The organism is Tabrizicola aquatica, assembly GCF_002900975.1.
Taxonomy (GTDB): domain Bacteria; phylum Pseudomonadota; class Alphaproteobacteria; order Rhodobacterales; family Rhodobacteraceae; genus Tabrizicola; species Tabrizicola aquatica.
In genome coordinates, this window is the sequence record NZ_PJON01000003.1 from 442861 (window position 1) to 465593 (window position 22733).

The window sequence follows — 22733 nt, forward strand, 5'->3', positions numbered from 1 at the left end:
CTGGCGGTTTGAGGATGAGGGACTGACATGGACGGGTTTCTTGCCACGGGGTTCGGAACGGCGGTGCTGATCGCGGCGCAGTCGCTGCTGATCGTGGCCTTCGTGATGATCAGCCTCTTGTTCCTTGTCTACGGCGACCGGAAGATCTGGGCCGCCGTGCAGATGCGGCGCGGCCCGAACGTGGTGGGGCCGTTCGGCCTGCTGCAATCGGTGGCCGACGCGCTGAAATATGTGGTCAAGGAGATCGTGATCCCGGCCGGCGTGGACCGTCCGGTGTTCTTCCTGGCCCCGATGCTGTCCTTCGTGCTGGCGATCCTGGCCTGGGCGGTGATCCCCTTTGATGACGGCTGGGTTCTGGCCAACATCAACGTGGCGATCCTGTTCGTCTTTGCCGTCTCCTCGCTGGAGGTTTACGGCGTGATCATGGGCGGCTGGGCCTCGAACTCGAAATACGCGTTCCTGGGGTCGTTGCGGTCGGCGGCGCAGATGATTTCCTATGAGGTGTCGCTGGGCCTGATCATCATCGGGGTGATCCTGTCGACCGGTGCGATGAGCTTTGGCGCCATCGTCGAGGCGCAGGACGGCGACTATGGCCTGTTCAACTGGTACTGGCTGCCGCATTTCCCGATGGTGTTCCTGTTCTTCATCAGCGCCCTGGCTGAAACCAACCGCCCGCCCTTTGACCTGCCGGAAGCGGAATCGGAACTCGTCGCCGGGTTCATGGTGGAATATTCCTCGACCCCCTACCTGCTGTTCATGGCCGGCGAATACATCGCGATCTTCCTGATGTGCGCGCTGATTTCGCTCTTGTTCTTCGGCGGCTGGCTGTCGCCGATCCCAGGGCTAGCCGATGGCTGGTGGTGGATGGTCGGCAAGATGTGGTTCTTCTTCTTCATCTTCGCGATGGTGAAGGCCATCGTCCCCCGCTACCGCTATGACCAACTGATGCGGATCGGCTGGAAGGTGTTCCTGCCGATGTCGCTGGCCTGGGTCGTGCTGGTGGCGTTCCTGGCGAAATTCGAAGTGCTTGGCGGCTTCTGGGCCCGCTGGACGATTGGAGGCTGAGGATGGCAAACATCGACTGGAACCGCGCGACGCGCTACTTCCTGCTGATGGACTTCATCAAGGGCTTTGGCCTGGGGATGAAGTACTTCTTCGCGCCAAAATCCACGCTGAACTACCCGCACGAAAAGGGGCCGCTGTCGCCCCGTTTCCGTGGCGAACACGCGCTGCGCCGCTATCCCAACGGCGAGGAACGCTGCATCGCCTGCAAGCTGTGCGAGGCGGTCTGCCCGGCGCAGGCGATCACCATCGATGCCGAACCGCGTGAGGACGGCAGCCGCCGCACCACGCGCTATGACATCGACATGACCAAGTGCATCTACTGCGGCTTCTGCCAGGAAGCCTGCCCGGTGGATGCCATCGTCGAAGGTCCGAACTTCGAATTCTCGACCGAGACGCGCGAGGAGCTGTTCTACACCAAGGACAAGCTTCTGGAGAACGGCGCCCGCTGGGAAGCCGAGATCGCCCGTAACCTTGAAATCGACGCCCCGTATCGGTGATCCCATGACCGACGACCTTGCCAAGATGTTTTCCGCCTGGATGGAGCAGGGCCAGAAGATGGCCAGCGCCTTCATGCCGGGTGTGGAAAATTTCGACGCGAAGGCGATGGAAAAGTTCTTTCCGGCCATGCCGAAGGAACTCTTGGAGATGTGGTTCGGCAAGACCTTCAACCCCGAAGGCCTGGATGCGCGGACCCGCTTTCTGGTGACCATCGCGGCCCTGACGGTGCTGGGTCCGGTCGGTGAGCCGCAGTTGCGGATGACGATCAAGAACGGCCTTGCGGCCGGGGCCACGAAACGCGAGATCGCGGAAGTGATCTGGCAGATGTCCATGTTCGGCGGGTTGCCCGCCACGCAGAAGGCGCTTGAGCTTGCTCAGGCCGTCTTTGCAGAGACCGAGGAGAAAGACGCATGACCGTCTTCAGTTTCGCCTTCTACATGTTCGCCGTGATCACGGTGACGGCTGGCCTGATGGTCACGCTTTCGCGGAACCCGGTCCACTCGGTGCTGTGGCTGATCCTGGCGTTCCTGTCGACTTCGGGCCTGTTCGTGATGCTGGGGGCCGAGTTCGTGGCGATGCTTCTGGTGATCGTCTATGTCGGCGCCGTGGCGGTGCTGTTCCTGTTCGTGGTGATGATGCTGGACATCGACTTTGCCGCGCTGAAGGGGGAACTGGCCCGCTACATGCCGCTTGGTTTGCTGATCGGCGTGGTGCTGCTGATGCAGGTCGCCATTGGCGTCGGTGTCTGGCAAGCGGCCGACGGGGCCGAAGGGCTGCGGCAGGCCGTGGCGCCCGCCCCGGCCGAGATGGAGAACACCCGCGCGCTGGGGATGATCCTCTATGACCGCTATTTCCTGCTGTTCCAGCTTTCGGGCCTGATCCTGCTGGTCGCGATGATCGGGGCGATCCTGCTGACCTTGCGGCACCGCAAGGACGTCAAGCGCCAGAACGTGCTGCAGCAGATGTGGCGCGACCCGGCCAAGGCGATGGAACTCAAGGACGTGAAGCCGGGCCAGGGGTTGTGACCGGGGTGGGGTAGAACCCCACCTTACGAAATTGGCCAGTGGCCAGCGAAATTCGGGCCAAAAGAGCCCAAGAGGGAACGAGAGATGGTGGGACTTGAACATTACCTGACGGTGGCCGCGGCGCTGTTCGTCATCGGGATCTTCGGGATCTTCCTGAACCGGAAGAACGTGATTGTCATCCTGATGTCGATCGAACTGATGCTTCTGGCGGTCAATATCAACCTCGTCGCCTTCTCGTCCTTCTCGGGCGATCTGGTGGGGCAGGTCTTTACCATGTTCGTCCTGACCGTCGCCGCCGCCGAGGCCGCCATCGGCCTGGCCATCCTTGTCGTCTTCTTCCGCAACCGCGGCACCATCGAGGTGGAAGACGTCAACGTGATGAAGGGCTGAGCCATGCAGGTCGGAGAGCGCAACGTGTTCGGGATGCGGATCACCGCCCTACGGGGCGGGTTGGTCGATCTGGAGTGCGAGACATGCCACACCGCTGGGGCCGCCCCAGTGCAGGAATTTCAATCGACCCGCTGCGGTTCCACCCGCTGTGGCGCGACCCAAGGCAGGACCGAGTAAATGGCGACGATCATCCTCTTCGCTCCCCTGATCGGGGCCATCATCTGTGGCTTCGGCTGGCGTCTGATCGGCGAGAAAGCCGGGCAGGTCATCGCCACCGCGCTGGTCTTTCTGGCGGCCGCCCTGTCCTGGCAGATCTTCCTGACCTTCGATGGCGAGACGCAGCGCATCGTCCTGATGCGCTGGATCGAGTCCGGCACGATGGGCAGCGAGTGGGCGATCCGTCTGGACCGGCTGACCGCGATCATGCTGGTGGTGGTGAACTCGGTCTCGGCCTTGGTCCACCTTTATTCCTTCGGCTATATGGCGCATGACGACAACTGGCACGAGGGCGAGCATTACAAGGCCCGCTTCTTCGCCTACCTGTCGTTCTTCACCTTCTCGATGCTGATGCTGGTGACCAGTGACAACCTGGTCCAGATGTTCTTCGGCTGGGAAGGCGTGGGCGTCGCCTCCTACCTGCTGATCGGCTTCTACTACCGCAAGGCCAGTGCCAACGCGGCCGCGATGAAGGCGTTCATCGTCAACCGGGTGGGTGACTTCGGCTTTGCGCTGGGGATCTTTGCACTGTTCTACCTGACGGATTCCATCCGCTTCGACGACGTGTTTGCGGCTGCTCCGGCCTTGGCCGAGACGAACCTGACCTTCCTTTGGGGTGAGTGGAACGCGGCGAACCTGGTGGGCGTGCTGCTGTTCATCGGCGCGATGGGGAAATCGGCGCAGTTGTTCCTGCACACCTGGCTGCCGGACGCGATGGAAGGCCCGACGCCGGTCTCCGCGCTGATCCACGCGGCGACGATGGTGACGGCGGGGGTGTTCCTGGTCTGCCGGATGTCGCCGGTCTATGAATACGCGCCGCAGGCGCTGGCCTTCATCACCATCCTTGGCGCGCTGACCGCCTTTGTCGCGGCGACCATCGGCCTTGTGCAGAACGACATCAAGCGCGTGATCGCCTATTCGACCATGTCACAGCTGGGCTACATGTTCGTGGCCGCCGGCGTCGGCGTCTATTCGGTGGCGATGTTCCACCTGTTCACCCACGCCTTCTTCAAGGCGATGCTGTTCCTTGGCGCGGGGTCCGTGATCCACGCGACCCACCACGAACAGGACATGCGCAACTATGGCGGGCTGCGGAAGAAGATCCCGCTGACCTTCTGGGCCATGCTGATCGGCACGCTGGCCATCACCGGCGTGGGCATCCCGCTGACGCATTACGGCTTTGCCGGCTTCCTGTCGAAAGATGCGGTGATCGAGAGCGCCTGGGTCGGCTCGGGCTTTGCCTTCTGGCTCTTGGTCGTCGCGGCCTGCTTCACCAGCTTCTATTCCTGGCGGCTGATGTTCCTGACCTTCTTCGGCGAAAGCCGCGCCCACGGCCACGACGCGCACGGCCACGGTCACGCGGCCCACGGGCATGATGACCACCACCACGAGCCGCACGAAAGCCCGATGGTCATGCTGATCCCGCTGGGGGTTCTTGCCCTGGGCGCGATCTTCTCCGGCATGCTGTGGTACAAGGTGTTCTTCGGCGAAGAGACCGCTGTGCGTGACTGGTTCGGCATGGAGCAGGTCGCGCATGGCGAAGCCGCCGACCATGGGACGGAAGCCGTCGCCACGGAAACGCACAGCGAGGCTGCTCCTGCAGCGACTGTGACCACCGAGGCTGCTCCGGCGACCGATGCCGCTCCGGCTGAAGGCTCCGCTGTTGCCACGACGAGTGAGCCTGCCGAGCCCGAAGCCAGCCCCGGCGATGCCGAGGGTCACGCCGTGGGCGCTGCCCCCAAGGGCGCGCTGGTCATGCTGCCCTTCACTCCCGAAGAGCAGGCCGTGGTCGACGGCCGGCTTGATGCCGACAAGGCCGCCAAAGCCGAACACGCACCAACAACCATGATCAACGCCGCGCACCTGGTGCCGACCTGGGTCAAGGTCTCGCCCTTTATCGCGATGCTGATCGGTTTCGCGGTGGCCTGGCTTTTCTACATCAAGGACCCCAGCCTGCCGCGCCGTCTGGCGACCCAGCAGCGCCCGCTCTACCTGTTCCTTCTGAACAAATGGTATTTCGACGAGCTTTATGACGTGATCTTCGTCCGCCCCGCCAAGTGGCTGGGGGGCTTCCTTTGGAAGAAGGGCGACGGCAACGTCATTGACGGGTCGATCAACGGGGTGGCGATGGGGATCATCCCCTTCTTCACCCGCCTCGCAGGCCGCGCGCAGTCCGGCTACCTGTTCCACTACGCCTTCGCGATGGTGCTGGGGATCGTGATCCTGGTCACCTGGATGACGCTTTTCGGCGGCGCGAAGTAAGGGGCGCGCAGAATGGAAAACCAGCTTCTCTCGATCATCACCTTCCTGCCGCTGGTCGCGGCGCTGATCCTTGCGCTGTTCATGCGCGGGGACGATGCGGCGGCGCGCAACGGGGCGAAGTGGCTTGCGCTGTTCACCACCAGCGCGACCTTCGTGATCTCGCTTTTCGTGCTGCTCCGCTTTGACCCGTCGAACACCGGCTTTCAGTTCGTCGAGGAACGGGAATGGATCCTGGGCCTGACCTACAAGATGGGCGTCGACGGGATATCGATCCTGTTCGTGATGCTGACCACCTTCCTGATGCCGATCACGATCTGGTCGTGCTGGAACGTGGAAACCCGCGTCAAGGAATACATGATCGCCTTCCTGGTGCTGGAAACGCTGATGCTGGGCGTGTTCATGGCGCTGGACCTGGTCCTGTTCTACCTGTTCTTCGAGGCCGGCCTGATCCCGATGTTCCTGATCATCGGCATCTGGGGCGGCAAGGAACGGATCTACGCCGCGTTCAAGTTCTTCCTGTACACCTTCCTCGGCTCGGTCCTGATGCTGGTCGCGATGATCGCGATGTATCTGGACGCCGGAACGACGGATATCGTCGACCTGCTGGCGCATGACTTCGGGTCCGAGACGTTCAGCGTCCTTGGCATCCAGGTCGTTGGCGGCTTGCAGACGATGCTGTTCCTGGCCTTCTTCGCCAGCTTCGCGGTGAAGATGCCGATGTGGCCGGTCCACACCTGGCTGCCCGACGCCCACGTGCAGGCCCCGACGGCCGGGTCGGTGGTGCTGGCGGCGATCCTTTTGAAGATGGGCGGCTACGGCTTCCTGCGCTTCTCCTTGCCGATGTTCCCGGTGGGGTCGGACGTGATGGCGCCGCTGGTCCTTTGGATGTCGGCCATCGCCATCGTCTACACGTCGTTGGTGGCGCTGGCGCAGACCGACATGAAGAAGCTGATCGCCTATTCCTCGGTCGCGCACATGGGCTTTGTCACCATGGGCATCTTCGCGGCGAACCAGCAGGGCGTCGACGGGGCGATCTTCCAGATGATCAGCCACGGCTTCATCTCGGGTGCCTTGTTCCTGTGTGTCGGGGTGATCTACGACCGGATGCACACGCGCGAGATCGACGCCTACGGTGGCCTTGTGAACCGGATGCCCGCCTATGCGCTGGTGTTCATGTTCTTCACCATGGCCAACGTCGGCCTGCCGGGCACGTCGGGCTTTGTCGGAGAATTCCTGACGTTGATGGGCATTTTCCAGGTCAACACCTGGGTCGCCGCCGTCGCCGCGACGGGCGTGATCCTGTCGGCCGGCTATGCGCTGTGGCTGTACCGCCGGGTCGTCTTTGGCGACCTGATCAAGGAAGCACTGAAGTCGATCACCGACATGGACCGCCGCGAGAAGGCAATCTTCGCCCCCCTCATCGCCATGACCCTGATCCTGGGCGTCTACCCCAGCCTCGTGACCGACATCATCGGGCCTTCCGTCACGGCCCTTGTCACCGACTACCAGGCTGCCTTGCCCGCTGATGCGACGGCGGTGGCCCTGAACGAAGGACATTCGGAATGACTTCCGCCGATTTCCAGACCCTCCTCCCCGAGATCGTTCTGGCGGGCTATGCGATGGCCGCCCTGATGGTCGCCGTCTACACCACCAAGGACAAGCTGGCCGCCACGCTGGTCTGGGCCACGGCGGGCCTTTTCGTCGCACTTGCGCTGTATATCGGCGCAGGCGGGGCGGGGGAGCGGCTGGTCTTCAACGGCCTCTTCATCGACGACCCCTTCGCGCGATTTGCCAAGGTGACGATCCTGCTCTCCGCTGCGGCGGTTCTGGTGATGAGCCAGGACTACATGACCCGCCGCGACCTTTTGCGCTTCGAATACCCGATCCTGGTCACGCTGTCCGTGGTGGGCATGATGGTCATGGTCTCCTCCGCCGACCTGATCACGCTTTACATGGGGTTGGAGCTGCAATCGCTGGCGCTGTACGTCATCGCCTCGATCCGCCGTGACAGCGCCAAGTCCTCGGAAGCGGGTCTGAAGTACTTCGTCCTCGGCGCCCTGTCGTCGGGCCTCCTCCTTTACGGCGCATCGCTGGTCTACGGCTATGCCGGGACGACCCAGTTCGCGGGCATCCTGTCCACCGTGCAGGACGGCGTGCCGCTGGGCCTCCTCTTCGGTCTGGTGTTCATGCTGGCGGGCCTTGCCTTCAAGGTCTCGGCCGCGCCCTTCCACATGTGGACACCTGACGTCTACGAAGGCTCGCCCACCCCGGTGACCGCGTTCTTCGCTACCGCGCCGAAAGTCGCGGCGATGGCCCTGATCGCGCGCCTGGTGCAGGACGCGTTCGGTGGCATCCCCGGCCAGTGGGGCCAGGTGCTGGCGGCGCTTGCCGTCGTCTCGATGTTCCTGGGCGCCGTGGCCGCGATCGGCCAGCGCGACATCAAGCGGCTGATGGCCTATTCCTCGATCGCCCACATGGGCTATGCGCTGATCGGCCTTTGCGTCGGCACGGCTTACGGCGTGCAGGCGACGATGATCTACATGGCGATCTACGTCACGATGAACGTCGGCACCTTCGCCTTCATCCTGTCGATGGAGCGGGACGGGCGTCCGGTGTCGGACATCGCCGGCCTGAATCAGTTTGCCAAGAAGGAACCCCTTAAGGCGCTAGCGATGCTGGTCCTCCTGTTCTCGCTCGCCGGTGTCCCGCCGATGGTCGGTTTCTTCGGCAAGTTCTACGTCCTGAAGGCTGCCGTGGACGCGGGTTGGGTCTGGCTGGCCGTGGCCGGTGCGGTCGCCAGCGTGATCGGCGCCTTCTACTACCTGCGCATCGTCTATTACATGTACTTCGGCGCCGAGCAGGAGCCCGTCGACAGCCGCATGGCCCCGGTGCAGTGGGGGATGCTGGTCGGGGTGGCGGCGATCATGCTTCTGGGCATCGTGAACCTGTTCGGGATCGAAGCGCCTGCGGCCCTGGCCGCCGAAGCGCTTGTCCGTTAACGGCGAAGGGGCAGGGCGCATCACCCTGCCCGAGATCGACAGCACAAACGCCGAAGGTTTCCGCCGGGCCGCCAGCCTGCCGGGCCCGACCTGGGTGCTGGCCGGGGTCCAGACCGCGGGCCGAGGCCGCCGCGCCCGCCCCTGGTCCAGCCCGGAAGGCAACTTCCACGGCACCCTGGTCCTGAAACCCTCCGAGCCACCCGAGACCGTCGCGCTTCGGTCCTTCGCCGCTGCCCTGGCCCTGCGCGATGCCCTGGTGCAACTTACCGGACTGCCCGGCAGCTTCACGCTGAAATGGCCGAACGACGTGCTTTGCAACGGTGGCAAGCTGGCCGGTATCCTGCTGGAATCCCAGGGCCTAAACAGCACTCACCCGGTCCTTTGCATCGGCATCGGTGTCAATCTTATAGCCGCGCCCGACGCCTCCCAGGTCGAAGCCGGGGCTGTTCCTCCCGTCTCATTGCTGCACGAGACCGGCCTACGCATCACACCGGGTGCGTTCCTCGACGCCCTGGCCCCCGCCTATGCCGCCTGGGAAGCCCGCTTCGTGACCGAAGGCTTCGCCCCCCTGCGCGCGGCCTGGCTTGCCCACGCCGCCCGCCTGGGCGAGACGATCCGCGCCCGGACCGGGCAGGACAGCCGCGAGGGTGTTTTCGACGGCATTGACGCCACCGGCAACCTGATGCTTCGCACCCCCAGTGGAACCCTTGCCATCCCCGCCGCCGAGGTGTTCTTCTGACCGCGTCCCTGCATTTTCTGTCCCCAAATATCCCACGGGGATCCGGGGGTGTGAAACCCCCGGTCCGCCGCTGAACCCGAGATCCCGCCCATGCTTCTCGCCATCGACTGTGGCAATACCAACACCGTCTTCTCGATCTGGGACGGCGCACGCTTCCTCGCCACCTGGCGCATCGCGACCGACCACAAGCGGACGGCGGATGAGTACTTCGTCTGGCTTTCCAGCCTCATGTCCCTGACAAGGACCCAAGCGACCATCTCCGAGGCGATCATCTCCTCGACCGTGCCGCGCGTGGTGTTCAATCTGCGGGTCCTGTGTGACCGCTACTTCGACTGCCGCCCCTTGGTCGTCGGCAAGCCCGACTGCAAGCTGCCCGTCGCCCCCCGCGTGGATCAGGGCACCACGGTCGGGCCGGACCGGCTGGTCAACACCGTCGCGGGCTTCAGCCAGCATGGTGGCGACCTGATCGTGGTGGACTTCGGCACCGCCACCACCTTCGACGTGGTGGACGATGACGGCGCCTATATCGGCGGGGTGATTGCCCCCGGCGTGAACCTTTCGCTGGAGGCGCTGCACATGGCGGCCGCTGCCCTGCCGCATGTCGATGTCGCCAGACCCGCCCGCGCGATCGGGACGAATACGGTGGCCTGCATGCAGTCCGGCGTGTATTGGGGATATGTCGGCCTGGTCGAAGGCATCGTGCGCGAAATTCGGCGCGAACGCGACCGTCCGATGAAAGTCATCGCCACCGGTGGCCTTGCCTCCCTTTTCGCGCAGGGGACCGAGCTATTTCATTCCATCGAGGACGATCTGACCATGCGCGGCCTCGTCCTGATCAACGACTACAACAAGGATAGCCCATGAACCGCCTTATCTATCTTCCCCTCGGCGGTGCCGGCGAGATCGGCATGAACTCTTACGTCTACGGCTATGGCCCCAAGGGGAAAGAGCGGCTGATCCTGGTCGACCTTGGGGTGGCCTTCCCGGACATGGACACCTCGCCCGGCGTCGACCTGATCCTGCCCGACATCACCTGGCTGCACGACAAGCTGGACCGGCTGGAGGCGATCTTCATCACCCATGCGCATGAGGACCACATCGGCGCCCTGCCGCATCTCTGGCCGCAGCTGCAGAAGAAGGTCTATGCCCGCCGCTTCACCGCCACCATCGGCGGGCTTAAGTTCGAGGAAGCCGGCCTGCCGCTGGACCAGATCGTCGCGGTCGAGGCGCGGCCGCATACGGTTGAGGTCGGGCCGTTCAAGGTGCAGTTCGTCCCGGTCAGCCATTCGATCCCGGAATCCTCGGCCCTGGTGATCGACACGCCCGCGGGCCGTATCTTCCACTCGGCCGACTTCAAGATCGACCACGCGCCCGTCGTCGGCGAGGCCTGGGATGACGCCCGGTTCTCCGAGATCGTGGCCGAGCGGCCGGTCAAGGCGATGACCTGCGATTCGACCAACGTGTTTTCCACCCATGTCGGCCGGTCGGAATCGACCCTGGCGGAACCTTTGACCCAGCTGATCCGCAGTTGCAGCGGGATGGTGGTGGCGACGACCTTCGGATCGAACGTCGCGCGCCTGAAAACGCTGGCCGAGGCCGCGCGTGCGGCGGATCGGACGATCTGCGTGCTGGGCCGGTCGATGAAGCGGATGCTGCTTGCGGCCGAACAGGCGGCGGTGCTGTCTGGCTTTCCCCGCACCGTGACCCCGGACGAGGCGCTGGAAGTCCCGCGCCGCAACCTGATGCTGCTCGTCACCGGCAGCCAGGGCGAACGCCGCGCGGCCAGCGCGCAGTTGTCGCGCGGCAAGTATCTGGGGTTGGAGATGAAAGAGGGCGACACGTTCCTGTTTTCCTCCAAGACCATCCCGGGCAACGAGCGGGACGTGGGCCGCGTCTGGAATGCGTTCTCGGAAATGGGGGTGCAGGTGATCGACGATCAGGGCGGCAAGTACCACGTCTCGGGCCACGCGAACCGCCCGGATCTGGAGCATGTGCACCGCCTGATCCTGCCCGACATGCTGATCCCGATGCATGGCGAGCATCGGCATCTGTCGGAACATGCCCGGATAGCCACGGAAAGCGGCATCGCCGCGGCCGTGGCGCCGAACGGGACGATGCTGGACCTGACCGGCGATGTGCCGGAGGTGGCGGAATATGTCGAGACCGGCCGGGTCTACCTGGACGGCACCGCCCAGGTCGGCGCGCTGGATGGGGTCGTGCGCGACCGCATCCGCATGGCGCTGAACGGCCATGTGCTGGTCACGCTGATCCTGGATGAAACCGACGCACCGATGGGCGAGCCCTGGGTGGAGCTGATGGGCCTGGCCGGTATCGGACGGGGCGAGCGTCCTTTGGCCGAGACGCTGGAAGGCGACCTCGCGCAGGTGGTCGACCGTCTGGGCCGCAAGGTGCTGGCCGACGACGCCAAGCTGGAAGAGGAAATCCGCCGCGTCGTGCGTCAGGTCTCGGTCGAGGAGATCGGCAAGAAGCCTGAGGTTACCGTGGTGATCAGCCGGTTGGTCGCGGAATAAGCAAAAGGTCCCGGAGAACATCCGGGACCCTCGTCATTCTGTTCCTAACAGACCAGCGCCCCGGACCCGGTCCGGGGCGTAGTCTTTTGGGCCTTAGCCTTCGGTGCCGGTCGCGGTCTCTTCGGTGTCGGCGGTCGGCGCGGACTTCAGCGCGAAGCTGCGCAGGATGAAATCGGGAACATGGTCGCCCATGCCGATCACTGCCGGCCCCAGATCGCGGTCGCGGCGCTGGTCGCGCCGGTCATCGCGCGGCTCGCGGCGGCTGTCGCCCCGGTCGCTCCGCGTTTCGGTCCGGGCTTCGGTCCGCTCGGCCCGACCCTCGCTGCGGTCATCGCGGCGACCCTCGCCCCGGTCGTCCCGGCGGCGTTCGCCCCGGTCGCTGCGCTCACTCCGCTCGGACCTGTCGGGCCGTGCTTCGCGGCGCGGTTCGCGTGCGGGTTCTTCGGACACGACCGCGGGTTCGGCCTTCGGGGCGGCCACCAACGGCTCCATCGCCGCAACCTCGTCATGCGGTTTCACCGGGCGATCCCGCTCACGGCTGCGGCCGCTGCGTTCGCGGGGCTTGCGGTCCTCACGCGGGCGGTCGGGGCGGCTTTCGGCGGTCGAAGGCTCGAACCCTTCGGGCAGGTCGCCGCGCGGGATTTCGGTCTTGATCAGGCTTTCGATCGCCTTGAGATACTTCTCATCCGATGGCACCGAGATGGTCAGCGCCTTGCCCAGACGACCAGCGCGGCCGGTGCGGCCGATGCGGTGGACATAATCCTCGGGGTGGCTGGGCACGTCGAAGTTGAACACATGGCTGACCGCCGGAATGTCCAGTCCGCGCGCCGCCACGTCCGAGGCGACCAGGAGATGCAGCGTGCCGTCACGGAAGGCGTCCAGCGTCTTCATCCGCGTCGACTGTTCCAGGTCGCCGTGGATGGGGGCCGCGTTGAAGCCATGCGCTTTCAGCGATTTGGCCACCACGTCCACGTCCATCTTGCGGTTGCAGAAGATGATGGCGTTGGTGCAAGCCTCGCCCTCGGCGCGGATCAGGGCGCGCAGGACGGCGCGCTTGTCGGCAAAGTTGCGGTCCTTGCGGATCGGCTTCACCTCGATCAGGCTTTGCGTGATCGTCAGCGAGGCGGTGGCCTGGCGGGCAACCTCGATCCGGGCCGGGTTGGTCAGGAAGGTGCTGGTGATCCGCTCGATCTCGGGCGCCATGGTGGCGCTGTAGAACATGGTCTGGCGGGTGAAGGGGGTCAGCTGGAAGATCCGCTCGATATCCGGGATGAAGCCCATGTCGAGCATCCGGTCGGCCTCATCGACCACCATGATCTGCACGCCGGTCAGAAGAAGCTTGCCACGCTCGAAATGGTCGAGCAGGCGGCCGGGGGTGGCGATCAGCACGTCGACGCCACGGTCGATCAGCTTGTCCTGTTCGCCAAAGGCCACGCCGCCGATCAGCAGCGCCTTCGTCAGTTTGGTGTGCTTGGCGTAGATGTCGAAGTTCTCGGCCACCTGGGCGGCAAGTTCGCGCGTCGGCGCCAGCACCAGGCTGCGCGGCATCCGGGCGCGGGCGCGGCCCTGGCCCAGAAGCGTGATCATCGGCAGCGTGAAGCTGGCGGTCTTGCCGGTGCCGGTCTGGGCGATGCCAAGGACATCGCGGCCTTTTAGCGCCTCGGGGATGGCCTGGGCCTGGATCGGGGTGGGGGTTTCGTAGCCGGCTTCAGTGACGGCCTGCAGCACGCGCGGGTCCAGCGCGAGGTCGGAGAATTTGGTCATTAGCGTCCTATGGATGCGGTATCGGACCGCATGAATGATGGGACGCAAGTTTCCGGGCGCCCCGGCGTCTCGGCCCCGTTTGGCCGCGCTTCGCGCATAACGCAAATGGCGGACGGGGTCAAGAACGCGCTAGACCATCATCTCCTTGGTCGCGGTCAGCTTCACGCCGGGATAGTCGCGCACCACGCGGTCGATGTCCCATTGCAGGCGGGTCAGGAACACCAGGTCCCCGTCGCTGTCATGCGCGATGTGGCCCTTGTTGACGTTCACCAGCTTTTCGATCTCGGCCTTGTCGCCGGAAATCCAGCGGGCCGAGGTGAAGTTCGACCCCTCGAAACGGACGGGGAGGGAATACTCCTGCTCGATCCGGCTGGCCAGAACGTCGAATTGCAGGGCGCCGACGACGCCGACGATGTAGCCACTGCCGATCATCGGCTTGAACACCTTGGCGGCGCCTTCCTCGGCGAATTGGGTCAGGGCCTTTTCCAGATGCTTGGCCTTCATCGGGTCCAGCGCGCGGATGGATTGGAGGAGTTCCGGCGCGAAAGAGGGGATGCCGGTGAAGCGCAGCGTCTCGCCTTCGGTCAGCGCGTCGCCGATGCGAAGCTGGCCGTGGTTCGGGATGCCGATGATGTCGCCGGCCCAGGCTTCCTCGGCCAGCTCGCGGTCGGCGGCAAGGAACAGGACCGGGTTGGTGATCGACATCGGTTTCTTGGTGCGGACGTGATGCAGTTTCATGCCGCGTTCGAAATGGCCCGAGGCAAGGCGAACAAAGGCCACCCGGTCGCGGTGCTTGGGGTCCATGTTGGCCTGGACCTTGAACACAAAGCCGGTGACCGGGCTTTCATCCGCGCTGACCTGGCGTTCGGCTGCCTTCTGCGGCTGGGGTTCGGGCCCGAATTCGCCGATGCCGTCCATCAGTTCCTTCACGCCGAAAGAGTTGATGGCGCTGCCAAACCAGATCGGCGTCATCGAACCGTTCAGAAAGGAGGCGCGGTCGAAAGCGGGCAGCAGCTCGCGCGCCATTTCCAGTTCCTCATGGAACTTGGCCAGAAGGTCGGCGGGGATGTGTTCGGCAAGTTTGGGGTCGTCGACGCCGCTGATCTGGATCGATTCCGCCACCTTGTTGCGGTCTGCGCGGTCCATGATCTCCAGCCGGTCATGCAGCAGGTCGTAGGCGCCCACGAAATCGCGCCCGACGCCGATGGGCCAGCTTGCCGGAGTGACGTCAATCGCCAGGTTCTCCTGGATCTCGTCGATGATGGAAAAGGTGTCGCGGCTTTCGCGGTCCATCTTGTTGCAGAAGGTCAGGATCGGCAGGTCGCGCATCCGGCAGACCTCGAACAGCTTGCGGGTCTGGGATTCGACGCCCTTGGCCCCGTCGATCACCATGATCGCGGCATCGACGGCGGTCAGGGTGCGGTAGGTATCCTCGGAAAAATCGCTGTGGCCGGGCGTGTCGACCAGGTTGAAGCGGTACTGCCGGAAGTCGAAGGACATGGCCGAGGCGGAAACCGAGATGCCCCGGTCCTGCTCCAGCTTCAGGAAGTCCGACCGCGTGCGCCGCGCCTCGCCCTTGGCGCGGACCTGGCCGGCCATCTGGATCGCGCCCCCGAACAGCAGGAACTTTTCGGTCAGCGTGGTTTTCCCCGCATCGGGGTGCGCGATGATCGCGAAGGTCCGGCGGCGGGCAATTTCGGGCGGAAGGGGGGCACGGTTCGACATGGGCATCCCCATAGCGCGGGCGGGGTTTGGCCGCAACGGGCACGGGGGCTTGTGCGACCGCAGTCCGCAGCGCAAGGTGAGAACAATGATCGAACATTGGAGGATGACATGACCCTGAAAGAGATTGCAGAGGCGCTGGTTGCAGGCTGCCGCGAGGACCGGACGCGGGAGAACCTGGACAAGCTTTATGCCCCGGACGCAGTTTCGGTCGAGCCGACGGACACGGGAACGGGGCGCGAGACTGTTGGACTGGCGGGTATCCACGGCAAGCATGACTGGTGGGATGCCAACTTCGACGTGCCGGCGCTGGTGGTGGAGGGGCCGTTTCTGCATGGCGACGACCGCTTTGCCGTGATCTTCGACATGGAGACGGTGCACAAGGCGTCGGGCGAACGGCGCAAGGACCGCGAGGTCGGTGTCTATCACGTCAAGGACGGCAAGATCATGCGGGAGGAGTTCTTCTTCGGCGGCTGAGCCCGGCTTCGGCCGGGTTTCAAAAGGAGCGCTTGCGCGCAAGTCTTTGTCTCGTCGGCGGGCTTGCGCCCTTCTCCTCGGAGTTGGGGGTTTTCCACCCCCAAACCCCCGGAGGATATTTGGGCAAATGTGAAAGGCTTGCAGGTCCTTGTCCTGGCCGGGTCGCCTGCTAGGCTTGGGCCAGAAGCAGGAGGGTTTGCGAATGGATCTGGGGATCAGGGGAAAGCGGGCGCTGGTCTGTGCCTCGTCCAAGGGATTGGGGCGGGGCTGCGCCGAGGCTTTGGCCGAAGTCGGCGTGGACCTGGTGATGAACGCCCGCGGTGCCGAGGCGCTGGAGGCGGCGGCGGCCGAGATCCGGGCGCGGCATCAGGTGAGTGTGACGACCGTGGCGGCAGACATCACGACCGAGGCGGGGCGCGCGGCGGTGTTGGCAGAGGGGCCGTTCGACATTCTGGTGACCAACGCGGGTGGCCCGCCGCCTGGTCTGTGGTCCGATTGGGGCCGCGAGGATTTCATCAAGGCGCTGGATGCCAACATGCTGACGCCGATTGCGCTGATGCAGGCCGTCTTGCCGGGAATGATGGCGCAGGGCTGGGGGCGGGTGGTCAACATCACCAGCGTCTCGGTCAAGTCGCCGGTGCCGGTGCTGGGCCTGTCGAACTCGGCCCGGGCGGGGTTGACGGGGTTCGTCGCCGGCACCTCGCGGCAGGTGGCGGGCAAGGGGGTCACGATCAACAATCTTCTGCCCGGCATCCATGCGACGGATCGGGCGATTGCGCTGGATTCGGCGGTGGTCAAGGCGCGCGGGATCACGATGGAGCAGGCGATAGAGGAGCGCGCCGCCACGATCCCGGCGGGGCGCTATGGCACGGCGGCCGAATTCGGCGCGGCCTGCGCGTTCCTGTGTTCGCAGCACGCGGGCTTTATCGTCGGGCAGAACGTGCTTCTGGACGGCGGGGCTACCAACGCGACGTTGTGATCGGCCGCGGCTTCGGGCGGCCGGGGTCGAAGATGCCCAGAAGCAGCATCAGAAGGCCCCCGCCGATCCAGGCCCAGCCGCCCGGCCCCAACACGTCCGAGGCCAGAGTGAAGAGGCGGTTCGCCTCTTCCGCCGTCCATTGCGGCTCGGCCAGGCCCAGGGTTTCGCGCGCGCGCCAGACCAGGATGCCGGCCAGCGCCACCGGACACAGGCCGGTCAGGAAGGCCAGCCAGCGCCGCTCTAGCCCGACAAGCGCGGCGAGAAGGAACAGGCCGGCCAAGACGAAACTGAACAGGAACAGCCGCACCTCGTTCGGGGCCTCGCGCAGATAGGTCTCGACCGTGTCGCGGTCGAAGGCGGGCAGGACATCCCAGGGGGTCAGGTTGCTGCCGATCGGAGTGGCGACCCAGGGCAGGAAAAGCCCGGCAAGAATGGCAACGGCGCACAGAAGCGCGAGCGGGCGAAACAGCATGGCCGGGACCTTCCTGTCCAGGTTTCAATAACAGTCCCGCCATAGCGGCGCATTCTGTGCAAAACGTGGACAGTTTGCGCCAATTTTGCGTCCGGCCGCCGTCGGGCTGACGGTTGCCCGTCCGGCGGGGCGCTGCTAGAGAAACCTGAGCAATTCACTAGGACGGCATGCCCGACAGCGCCCCCCTTCGTCTTGAGGTCCATCATCTGAGCCGCGCGTTCGGCGGGCGGCGGGTGGTGGACGATGTCTCGCTTTCGGTGGCGGCGGGGCAGGTGACTTGCCTTCTGGGCCCCTCGGGCTGCGGCAAGTCGACCACGTTGCGGATCATCGCAGGGGTGGAGCGTGCCGATCAGGGCGAGGTGCGGATCGACGGTCGCCAGGTGGCGGGCGGTGGCGTGCATGTCCCGCCCGAGGCGCGATCGGTCGGCCTGATGTTCCAGGATTTCGCGCTGTTTCCGCATCTGACGGTGGCCGAGAACGTCGGCTTCGGCCTGCGGGTGGACCGGGCGGAAAAGGCACGGCGCGTGGGGGAACTGCTTGAGAAAGTGGACCTTTCCGGTTTTGGCGCCAAGCACCCGCATCAGCTTTCCGGGGGCGAGCAGCAGCGTGTCGCCCTTGCCCGGGCGCTGGCGCCGCGGCCCCGGGTCATGCTGATGGACGAGCCGTTCTCGGGTCTCGACAACCGCTTGCGCGACGGCATCCGCGACCGGACGCTGGAACTGTTGAAGGAAGAGGGCGCGGCGGTCCTGTTGGTGACCCACGAACCCGACGAGGCGATGCGGATGGCCGACGAGATCGCGCTGATGCGCGCGGGCCGCATCGTGCAGAAGGGCGCGCCCTACAACGTCTATAACGCGCCGGTGGACAAGGCGGCGGCGGCGTTCTTCAGCGATATCAATGTGATCCGCGGTGTGTCGAAGGGCGCGCTGACCGAGACGCCGTTCGGAGCCTTCCTGACCCCCGGCCATGCCGATGGTGGCGAGGTGGAAATCGTGATCCGCCCGCAGCACCTGCGGATCGACTTCGACCGTGGCGGCCGCGGCCCGAATCCGACCCCGGAAGATGGCACTCCCGCCCGTGGCACGGTCCTGCGCAGCCGCTATCTGGGGCGCGAAAGCCTGGTGGACTTCGCGATGGATTTCGAGGGGGCCAAGCTGACGGCCAGCGTGCCGGGGGTGTTCCTGCCGAAGCCGGGGACTGTCCTGTGGCTGATGATCCGGCGCGAGCGCTGCTTTGTGTTCGGGGTCTAGGCGCACGCAGCGTTAAGCTGCTGATCCTGTTGCAGAAAGATCTGCTGCCATCTGTGTGCTTCCTGTCTGGCCTGCGGGCCGTTGACCAAGGGGGCGACTCAGCTGCCGTGCAGGCGGCGCCAGTCGGCGAGCGTCGTTCCTGGCACTTCGGGAAAGCTCTCGCCTGTCGGGTGCAGGCTGTCGATCCGGTCCACGCGGAAGCTGCGGAAATTGCCCCGCGTCTCGCACCAGCTGGCCAGCGTCCAGACGCGGCCCCAGAACTCCAGCAGGAGGGGGCGGATTGGCCGTTCCGAAGGGACGCCCGCACTGTCGGCATAGGCGATGACCACACGTTCGCGCAGCCGGATCGCGCGGCGCAAGGCAGGCAGGTGTCGGGCGGCGGCCAGCGCTTCGGCACCGGGAAAGACCCAGGTGTCCTGCCCGATTCCGTCCAGCAGGCGGGCGGGCAGGACGGCGGTGATCTTGCCCAGCAAGCTGTCTGCCGCCCGCGTCAGCGAAGGGTCGGCCCCCCGGGTCACCAGTTGCAGCCCCAGCGTCAGGGCCTGCACCTCGTCCGGGGTCAGCGTGAGGGGTGGCAGGGTCACGGGTTCGCGCAGGATGTAGCCCACCCCGCGCTCGCCCTCGACCGGCAGGCCCGAGGCGATGAGCGTTGCCATGTCGCGCCAAAGGGTGCGGGTCGAGACCTCCAGCCGTGCGGCCATGTCGCGCGCGGTGTGCAGCCGTCCGTCGCGCAGGATCTGGATCAGTTCGAACAGGCGGTCGGTGCGGCGCATGGCGGCAGGGTGGGCCGGGGGTCAGTCCAGCGTCAAGGCCAGGGTTTCATGGCGCATTGTGGCGGACGGCCCGTCGATCAGTGCCATGAAGGGATGGAAGTCCGGGTCCGCCATCACGCTTTGCGCCGCAGCTTCGGCCTGTGCCAGGCTGGCCCAGGTCACGGCGTCGGTCCAGCGGCCGTCCGGCCCCTGCGACAACCGGCGCGAGAGAAAGCCGGGCTGGCGGCGGACCAGGGCCTCGGTCCCGTGGGCGGCGGACAGGAAGGCAGCCTCGGGCGTATCGGGGACCAGGGTGAAGGTGACGTATTCGATTACCGTCGTTTCGGGGGCCATCGGGAACTCCTTTGGTTGCGATGCGACGGGTATGGCAGGGGGCAACTGACAAGGGTCTGTCAGCAACGGCGCGGCCGGGGGCAAATTTCTTGAGTAAGAAATTTGTCAAAATCCTTCCTCAAGGATTTTGGGGGCGCCTGGATTACCCCTCAGTCTCGATGCCCGATTGCGGCAGCAGGGTTGCGACCTTGTACAGCAGGCTCCGCGCCGCCTTGGCCCGTGGGTTCCCCTCCTGGCCCACGTGACGCAGCCCCTCGACCAGCGCTTCCAGCTCTTCGGGCGTCAGCATTGTCGGCGGCAGCATCAGCGGCGCGCGGAGGATATAGCCCAGGCCGCGTTCCCCCGTGACGGGCAGGCCGGTTGCGGCCAGCATCTCCATGTCGCGCCAGATCGTCCGGGTCGAGACCCCCAGCCGCTGGGCCAGTTCCGATGCCGTGTGCAGCCGCCCGTCGCGCAGGACCTGGACGATGTCGTAAAGGCGGGCGTCGCGTTTCATCGGCACTCCGGGCGCTGGGTGGGCAGTCTTGCCGCCTTACTGACAAAATACTGTCAGTTGACTGTCCTTGCCAAGTCGCTTGGCCCTTGGAACAGGTGGGGTCGGGGGCGTATCTGAGGGGCAGTCAAGCACCAAGGGCGCCGTCGGGGCGCGAGAATCGGAGAATTCGCCATGTTCAACAACATCGGTCTGCCGGGCCTTCTGCTGATCGCGGTCGTGGTCCTGGTCCTGTTCGGCAAGGGCAAGGTGTCCAGCCTGATGGGTGAAGTCGGCAAGGGCATCACCGCTTTCAAGAAGGGCGTCGGCGATGGCAACGCCGAGATCGAGGCCCAGAAGGCCGCCGAGGCCAAGGATGTGACGCCGGCCGAAAAGGACAAGGTCTGAACGACAGGCGCCGGTCGGGGAACGCAAGATGGATCTCAGCTGGTCCGAACTTCTGATCGTGGGGGTCGTCGCGCTGATTGTCATCGGCCCGAAAGACCTGCCCGGCATGTTCCGTGAGCTGGGGCGCTTTACCGCGAAGGTGCGCTCCATGGGGCGTGAGTTCAGCCGGGCGATGGAATCCGCGGCCAAGGAATCGGGCGTCAAGGACGTGGCCGATGACCTGCGCAAGGTGACGTCGCCCAAGGCGATGGGGCTGGATGCGGTGAAATCCGCCGCCGACCGGTTCGAAAAATGGGACCCGCTGAAGGGCACGACCCCGGCGGCCAAGCCGCTGACCCCGCCGCCGATGCCGCCGGTGACCCCGGTCGCGGCTGCGGCGGCCACGGCGCCGGCGGCGGCTGCCGCTGCCGCTGCCCCGGCAGGATCGGCGACGGCGGCGCTGGCGGCGGAAGTCGCGGCGAAGAAGGCGGCCTCGGCCGAAGTGGCGGCCAGCCTGCGCGAGGTGCGCACGGCGCCAGCCGCCGCCCCAGCAGTGACCGAGGCGCCGCAAGTGGTGCGCGGGGGCCGGCTGCGCAAGCGCACGGTCGCGACGGGTGACGAGGAATGACCGCCAAGAATGACATCGACGACAGCTCGGCCCCGCTGGTCGAGCATCTGATCGAGTTGCGCAACCGCCTGATCTGGGCCGTCTCTGCCTTCATGGTGGCGATGATCCTGTGCTTCGTGGTGGCCGAGCCGATCCTGAATTTCATGCTGCAGCCGATCGAGCGCGCGATGCGCGATCTGGGCGATCCGAACCCGGTGATGCAGTACACCGCGCCGCAAGAGTACTTCTTCACCCTGGTCCATATCTCGGTCGTGGCCGGGCTGATGGTCAGTTTTCCGGTCATCGCCTATCAGCTGTGGCGGTTCGTGGCGCCGGGTCTCTATCGCAATGAAAAGCAGGCGTTTCTGCCCTTCCTGATCGCCTCGCCGGTGTTGTTTCTGGTTGGCGCCGCCTTTGCGCATTACGTCGTCACGCCGATCGCGATGACGTTCTTCCTGGGCTTTGCCGATGCCTTCTCGGTCGTCACGGCGCTGATTCCGGGTCTGGCCGATGGCACTGGTGCCGTGCCGGACGCCACCGCGCCGGTCGTGGATCAGGGGATCGACATCGTCTTTCAGGGCAAGGTGAACGAGACGCTGGACATCAGCCTGAAGCTGATCCTGGCCTTCGGGCTGTGCTTCCAGTTGCCGGTCCTTTTGACCCTGATGGGCAAGGCGGGGCTGGCGACCTCGACCGGGCTGGCGGGGATGCGGAAATATGCGATCGTCCTGATCCTGCTGGTGGCGGCACTGGTCACCCCGCCGGATGTGATGAGCCAGCTGATCCTCTTCGTTGCGGTCTACCCGCTGTATGAGGTGTCGATCTTCCTGATCCGCCGCATCGAAAAGCGGCGCGAGGCCGAGTTGAAGGCCGAGGGGCTGTGGGACGAGGAGACCGACGGCGAAGGGGCGGGCGAGAAGTGACCGATCCCTTGGACCGCATCGCCGCGGCGCTGGAGCGTCTGGCCCCCGCGCCGATGCCCGCTCCCGATTTCCAGGCCGAGGCTTTCGTCTGGCACACCGCGCCCGACCGGCTGGAGCCGGTGGCCCAGGTCAGCCGGGTGGACCTGTCGCTGCTGGTGGGCGTGAACCGGTCGCGCGATACGCTGCTGGAGAACACCCGGCATTTCGCGGCCGGCTTGCCTGCGAACAATGCGCTGCTTTGGGGCGCGCGGGGGATGGGCAAGTCCTCCCTGGTCAAGGCGGTGCATGCCGCCGTCCGGGCCGAGGGGCACGACCTGAAGATCGTGGAGCTGAGCCGCGAGGATCTGCCCTCGGTCCAGCGGCTGCTGACGCATCTGCGCGCGGCGCCGTACCGCTTCGTTCTGTTCTGCGACGACCTGTCGTTCAGCCATGACGACCAGCATTACAAGTCGCTGAAGGCGGTTCTGGATGGCGGGATCGAGGGGCGGCCCGAGAACGTGCTGTTCTACGCGACCTCGAACCGCCGCCACCTGATGCCGCGCGACATGATCGAGAACGAACGCTCGACCGCGATCAATCCGGGCGAGGCGGTGGAGGAGAAGGTCTCGCTCTCCGACCGCTTCGGGCTGTGGCTGGGGTTCCATCCCTGCACGCAGGACGAGTATCTGGAGATGATCCGCGGCTATTGCGTGGCGCATGGGGTCGCAGTGCCCGACGACCGGCTGCATGCCGAGGCGATCGAATGGCAGGCGACGCGGGGCGGTCGCTCGGGCCGGGTGGCCTGGCAGTTCTTCTGCGACCTTGCCGCCCGCGAAGGGGTGCGGATCCGCCTGTGATTGGTCTTGGCAC

General features: G+C 65.4%; 25 protein-coding genes. 19 read left to right on the forward strand and 6 right to left on the reverse strand.

Translation table 11 applies throughout. From position 1 onward, the window contains the following. Positions 1-27 precede the first annotated feature (27 nt). From nuoH to CXR42_RS14075, 12 genes are all read left to right on the forward strand, one after another. A complete protein-coding gene (gene nuoH / locus CXR42_RS14025) occupies positions 28-1065 on the forward strand; it encodes an NADH-quinone oxidoreductase subunit NuoH (protein ID WP_103258170.1) in 1038 nt (345 codons plus the stop codon). Positions 1066-1067: 2 nt separating this feature from the next. After that, positions 1068-1562: an NADH-quinone oxidoreductase subunit NuoI gene (nuoI, locus tag CXR42_RS14030; RefSeq protein WP_103258171.1), complete on the forward strand. Its 495-nt coding sequence runs from the start codon at positions 1068-1070 to the stop codon at positions 1560-1562. Positions 1563-1566: 4 nt separating this feature from the next. Further along, entirely contained in the window at positions 1567-1977 is a 411-nt protein-coding gene (locus CXR42_RS14035; protein ID WP_103258172.1) for a carboxymuconolactone decarboxylase family protein, read from the forward strand. Beyond that, positions 1974-2588 (forward strand): NADH-quinone oxidoreductase subunit J, encoded by a 615-nt coding sequence (locus tag CXR42_RS14040; protein ID WP_103258173.1) that lies wholly within the window; start codon positions 1974-1976, stop codon positions 2586-2588. The genes CXR42_RS14035 and CXR42_RS14040 overlap by 4 nt, the downstream gene beginning before the upstream one ends. Positions 2589-2672: 84 nt before the next feature. Beyond that, on the forward strand, positions 2673-2978 hold the full coding sequence (nuoK, locus tag CXR42_RS14045; RefSeq protein ID WP_103258174.1) for an NADH-quinone oxidoreductase subunit NuoK: 306 nt from the start codon (positions 2673-2675) through the stop codon (positions 2976-2978). A gap of 3 nt (positions 2979-2981) precedes the next feature. Continuing rightward, positions 2982-3155, forward strand: a complete 174-nt coding sequence (locus CXR42_RS19595) for a hypothetical protein (protein ID WP_180996068.1) — start codon at positions 2982-2984, stop codon at positions 3153-3155. After that, positions 3156-5456 carry an NADH-quinone oxidoreductase subunit L gene (gene nuoL, locus CXR42_RS14050; RefSeq protein WP_103258175.1) on the forward strand — a complete coding sequence of 767 codons (2301 nt, stop codon included), beginning with the start codon at positions 3156-3158 and terminating at the stop codon, positions 5454-5456. A gap of 12 nt (positions 5457-5468) precedes the next feature. Next, positions 5469-7022, forward strand: a complete 1554-nt coding sequence (locus CXR42_RS14055) for an NADH-quinone oxidoreductase subunit M (protein WP_103258176.1) — start codon at positions 5469-5471, stop codon at positions 7020-7022. Beyond that, positions 7019-8455 carry an NADH-quinone oxidoreductase subunit NuoN gene (gene nuoN / locus CXR42_RS14060; protein ID WP_103258177.1) on the forward strand — a complete coding sequence of 479 codons (1437 nt, stop codon included), beginning with the start codon at positions 7019-7021 and terminating at the stop codon, positions 8453-8455. Before CXR42_RS14055 ends, nuoN begins: the two co-directional genes overlap by 4 nt. Next, positions 8445-9194, forward strand: a complete 750-nt coding sequence (locus tag CXR42_RS14065; protein WP_103258178.1) for a biotin--[acetyl-CoA-carboxylase] ligase — start codon at positions 8445-8447, stop codon at positions 9192-9194. The genes nuoN and CXR42_RS14065 overlap by 11 nt, the downstream gene beginning before the upstream one ends. Positions 9195-9284: 90 nt before the next feature. Beyond that, complete coding sequence (locus CXR42_RS14070; RefSeq protein ID WP_103258179.1) at positions 9285-10058, forward strand: type III pantothenate kinase; 774 nt, start codon at positions 9285-9287, stop codon at positions 10056-10058. Next, the gene (locus CXR42_RS14075; RefSeq protein ID WP_103258180.1) at positions 10055-11725 is read left to right on the forward strand and encodes a ribonuclease J; all 1671 of its coding nucleotides are present in this window, start codon (positions 10055-10057) and stop codon (positions 11723-11725) included. The genes CXR42_RS14070 and CXR42_RS14075 overlap by 4 nt, the downstream gene beginning before the upstream one ends. Positions 11726-11818: 93 nt before the next feature. On the opposite strand, the gene CXR42_RS14080 is transcribed toward CXR42_RS14075, so the two are convergent. Then, complete coding sequence (locus CXR42_RS14080; protein WP_103258181.1) at positions 11819-13489, reverse strand: DEAD/DEAH box helicase; 1671 nt, start codon at positions 13487-13489, stop codon at positions 11819-11821. Between the two features lie 129 nt (positions 13490-13618). Next, positions 13619-15214: a peptide chain release factor 3 gene (locus CXR42_RS14085; RefSeq protein WP_103258294.1), complete on the reverse strand. Its 1596-nt coding sequence runs from the start codon at positions 15212-15214 to the stop codon at positions 13619-13621. Positions 15215-15322: 108 nt separating this feature from the next. On the opposite strand from CXR42_RS14085, the gene CXR42_RS14090 reads away from it, so the two are divergent. Next, positions 15323-15688, forward strand: a complete 366-nt coding sequence (locus CXR42_RS14090) for a nuclear transport factor 2 family protein (RefSeq protein ID WP_103258182.1) — start codon at positions 15323-15325, stop codon at positions 15686-15688. A gap of 202 nt (positions 15689-15890) precedes the next feature. Continuing rightward, complete coding sequence (locus CXR42_RS14095; RefSeq protein WP_103258183.1) at positions 15891-16667, forward strand: SDR family oxidoreductase; 777 nt, start codon at positions 15891-15893, stop codon at positions 16665-16667. Here CXR42_RS14095 and CXR42_RS14100 read toward each other — a convergent pair. Further along, the gene (locus tag CXR42_RS14100) at positions 16648-17139 is read right to left on the reverse strand and encodes a hypothetical protein (RefSeq protein WP_103258184.1); all 492 of its coding nucleotides are present in this window, start codon (positions 17137-17139) and stop codon (positions 16648-16650) included. The genes CXR42_RS14095 and CXR42_RS14100 overlap by 20 nt on opposite strands. A 167-nt stretch (positions 17140-17306) precedes the next feature. On the opposite strand from CXR42_RS14100, the gene CXR42_RS14105 reads away from it, so the two are divergent. Next, positions 17307-18389: an ABC transporter ATP-binding protein gene (locus CXR42_RS14105; RefSeq protein WP_103258185.1), complete on the forward strand. Its 1083-nt coding sequence runs from the start codon at positions 17307-17309 to the stop codon at positions 18387-18389. A gap of 98 nt (positions 18390-18487) precedes the next feature. Here the strand turns inward: CXR42_RS14105 and CXR42_RS14110 are convergent, their stop codons facing one another. From CXR42_RS14110 to CXR42_RS14120, 3 genes are all read right to left on the reverse strand, one after another. Beyond that, complete coding sequence (locus tag CXR42_RS14110) at positions 18488-19162, reverse strand: helix-turn-helix transcriptional regulator (RefSeq protein ID WP_103258186.1); 675 nt, start codon at positions 19160-19162, stop codon at positions 18488-18490. A 21-nt stretch (positions 19163-19183) separates the two neighbouring features. Beyond that, positions 19184-19495 (reverse strand): hypothetical protein, encoded by a 312-nt coding sequence (locus CXR42_RS14115; RefSeq protein ID WP_103258187.1) that lies wholly within the window; start codon positions 19493-19495, stop codon positions 19184-19186. Between the two features lie 142 nt (positions 19496-19637). Beyond that, entirely contained in the window at positions 19638-19991 is a 354-nt protein-coding gene (locus tag CXR42_RS14120; protein ID WP_103258188.1) for a helix-turn-helix transcriptional regulator, read from the reverse strand. 171 nt (positions 19992-20162) lie between these two features. Between CXR42_RS14120 and CXR42_RS14125 the strand changes: the two genes are divergently transcribed. The 4 genes from CXR42_RS14125 to CXR42_RS14140 are packed head-to-tail and all read left to right on the forward strand — an operon-like array spanning position 20163 to position 22720. Further along, entirely contained in the window at positions 20163-20375 is a 213-nt protein-coding gene (locus tag CXR42_RS14125) for a twin-arginine translocase TatA/TatE family subunit (RefSeq protein ID WP_103258189.1), read from the forward strand. A gap of 28 nt (positions 20376-20403) precedes the next feature. Further along, a complete protein-coding gene (gene tatB, locus CXR42_RS14130) occupies positions 20404-20982 on the forward strand; it encodes a Sec-independent protein translocase protein TatB (RefSeq protein WP_103258190.1) in 579 nt (192 codons plus the stop codon). Then, positions 20979-21884: a twin-arginine translocase subunit TatC gene (gene tatC, locus CXR42_RS14135; RefSeq protein ID WP_103258191.1), complete on the forward strand. Its 906-nt coding sequence runs from the start codon at positions 20979-20981 to the stop codon at positions 21882-21884. Before tatB ends, tatC begins: the two co-directional genes overlap by 4 nt. Then, positions 21881-22720, forward strand: coding sequence for an ATP-binding protein (locus CXR42_RS14140; RefSeq protein WP_245875447.1), 840 nt, complete (start codon positions 21881-21883; stop codon positions 22718-22720). The genes tatC and CXR42_RS14140 overlap by 4 nt, the downstream gene beginning before the upstream one ends. Positions 22721-22733 lie beyond the last annotated feature (13 nt).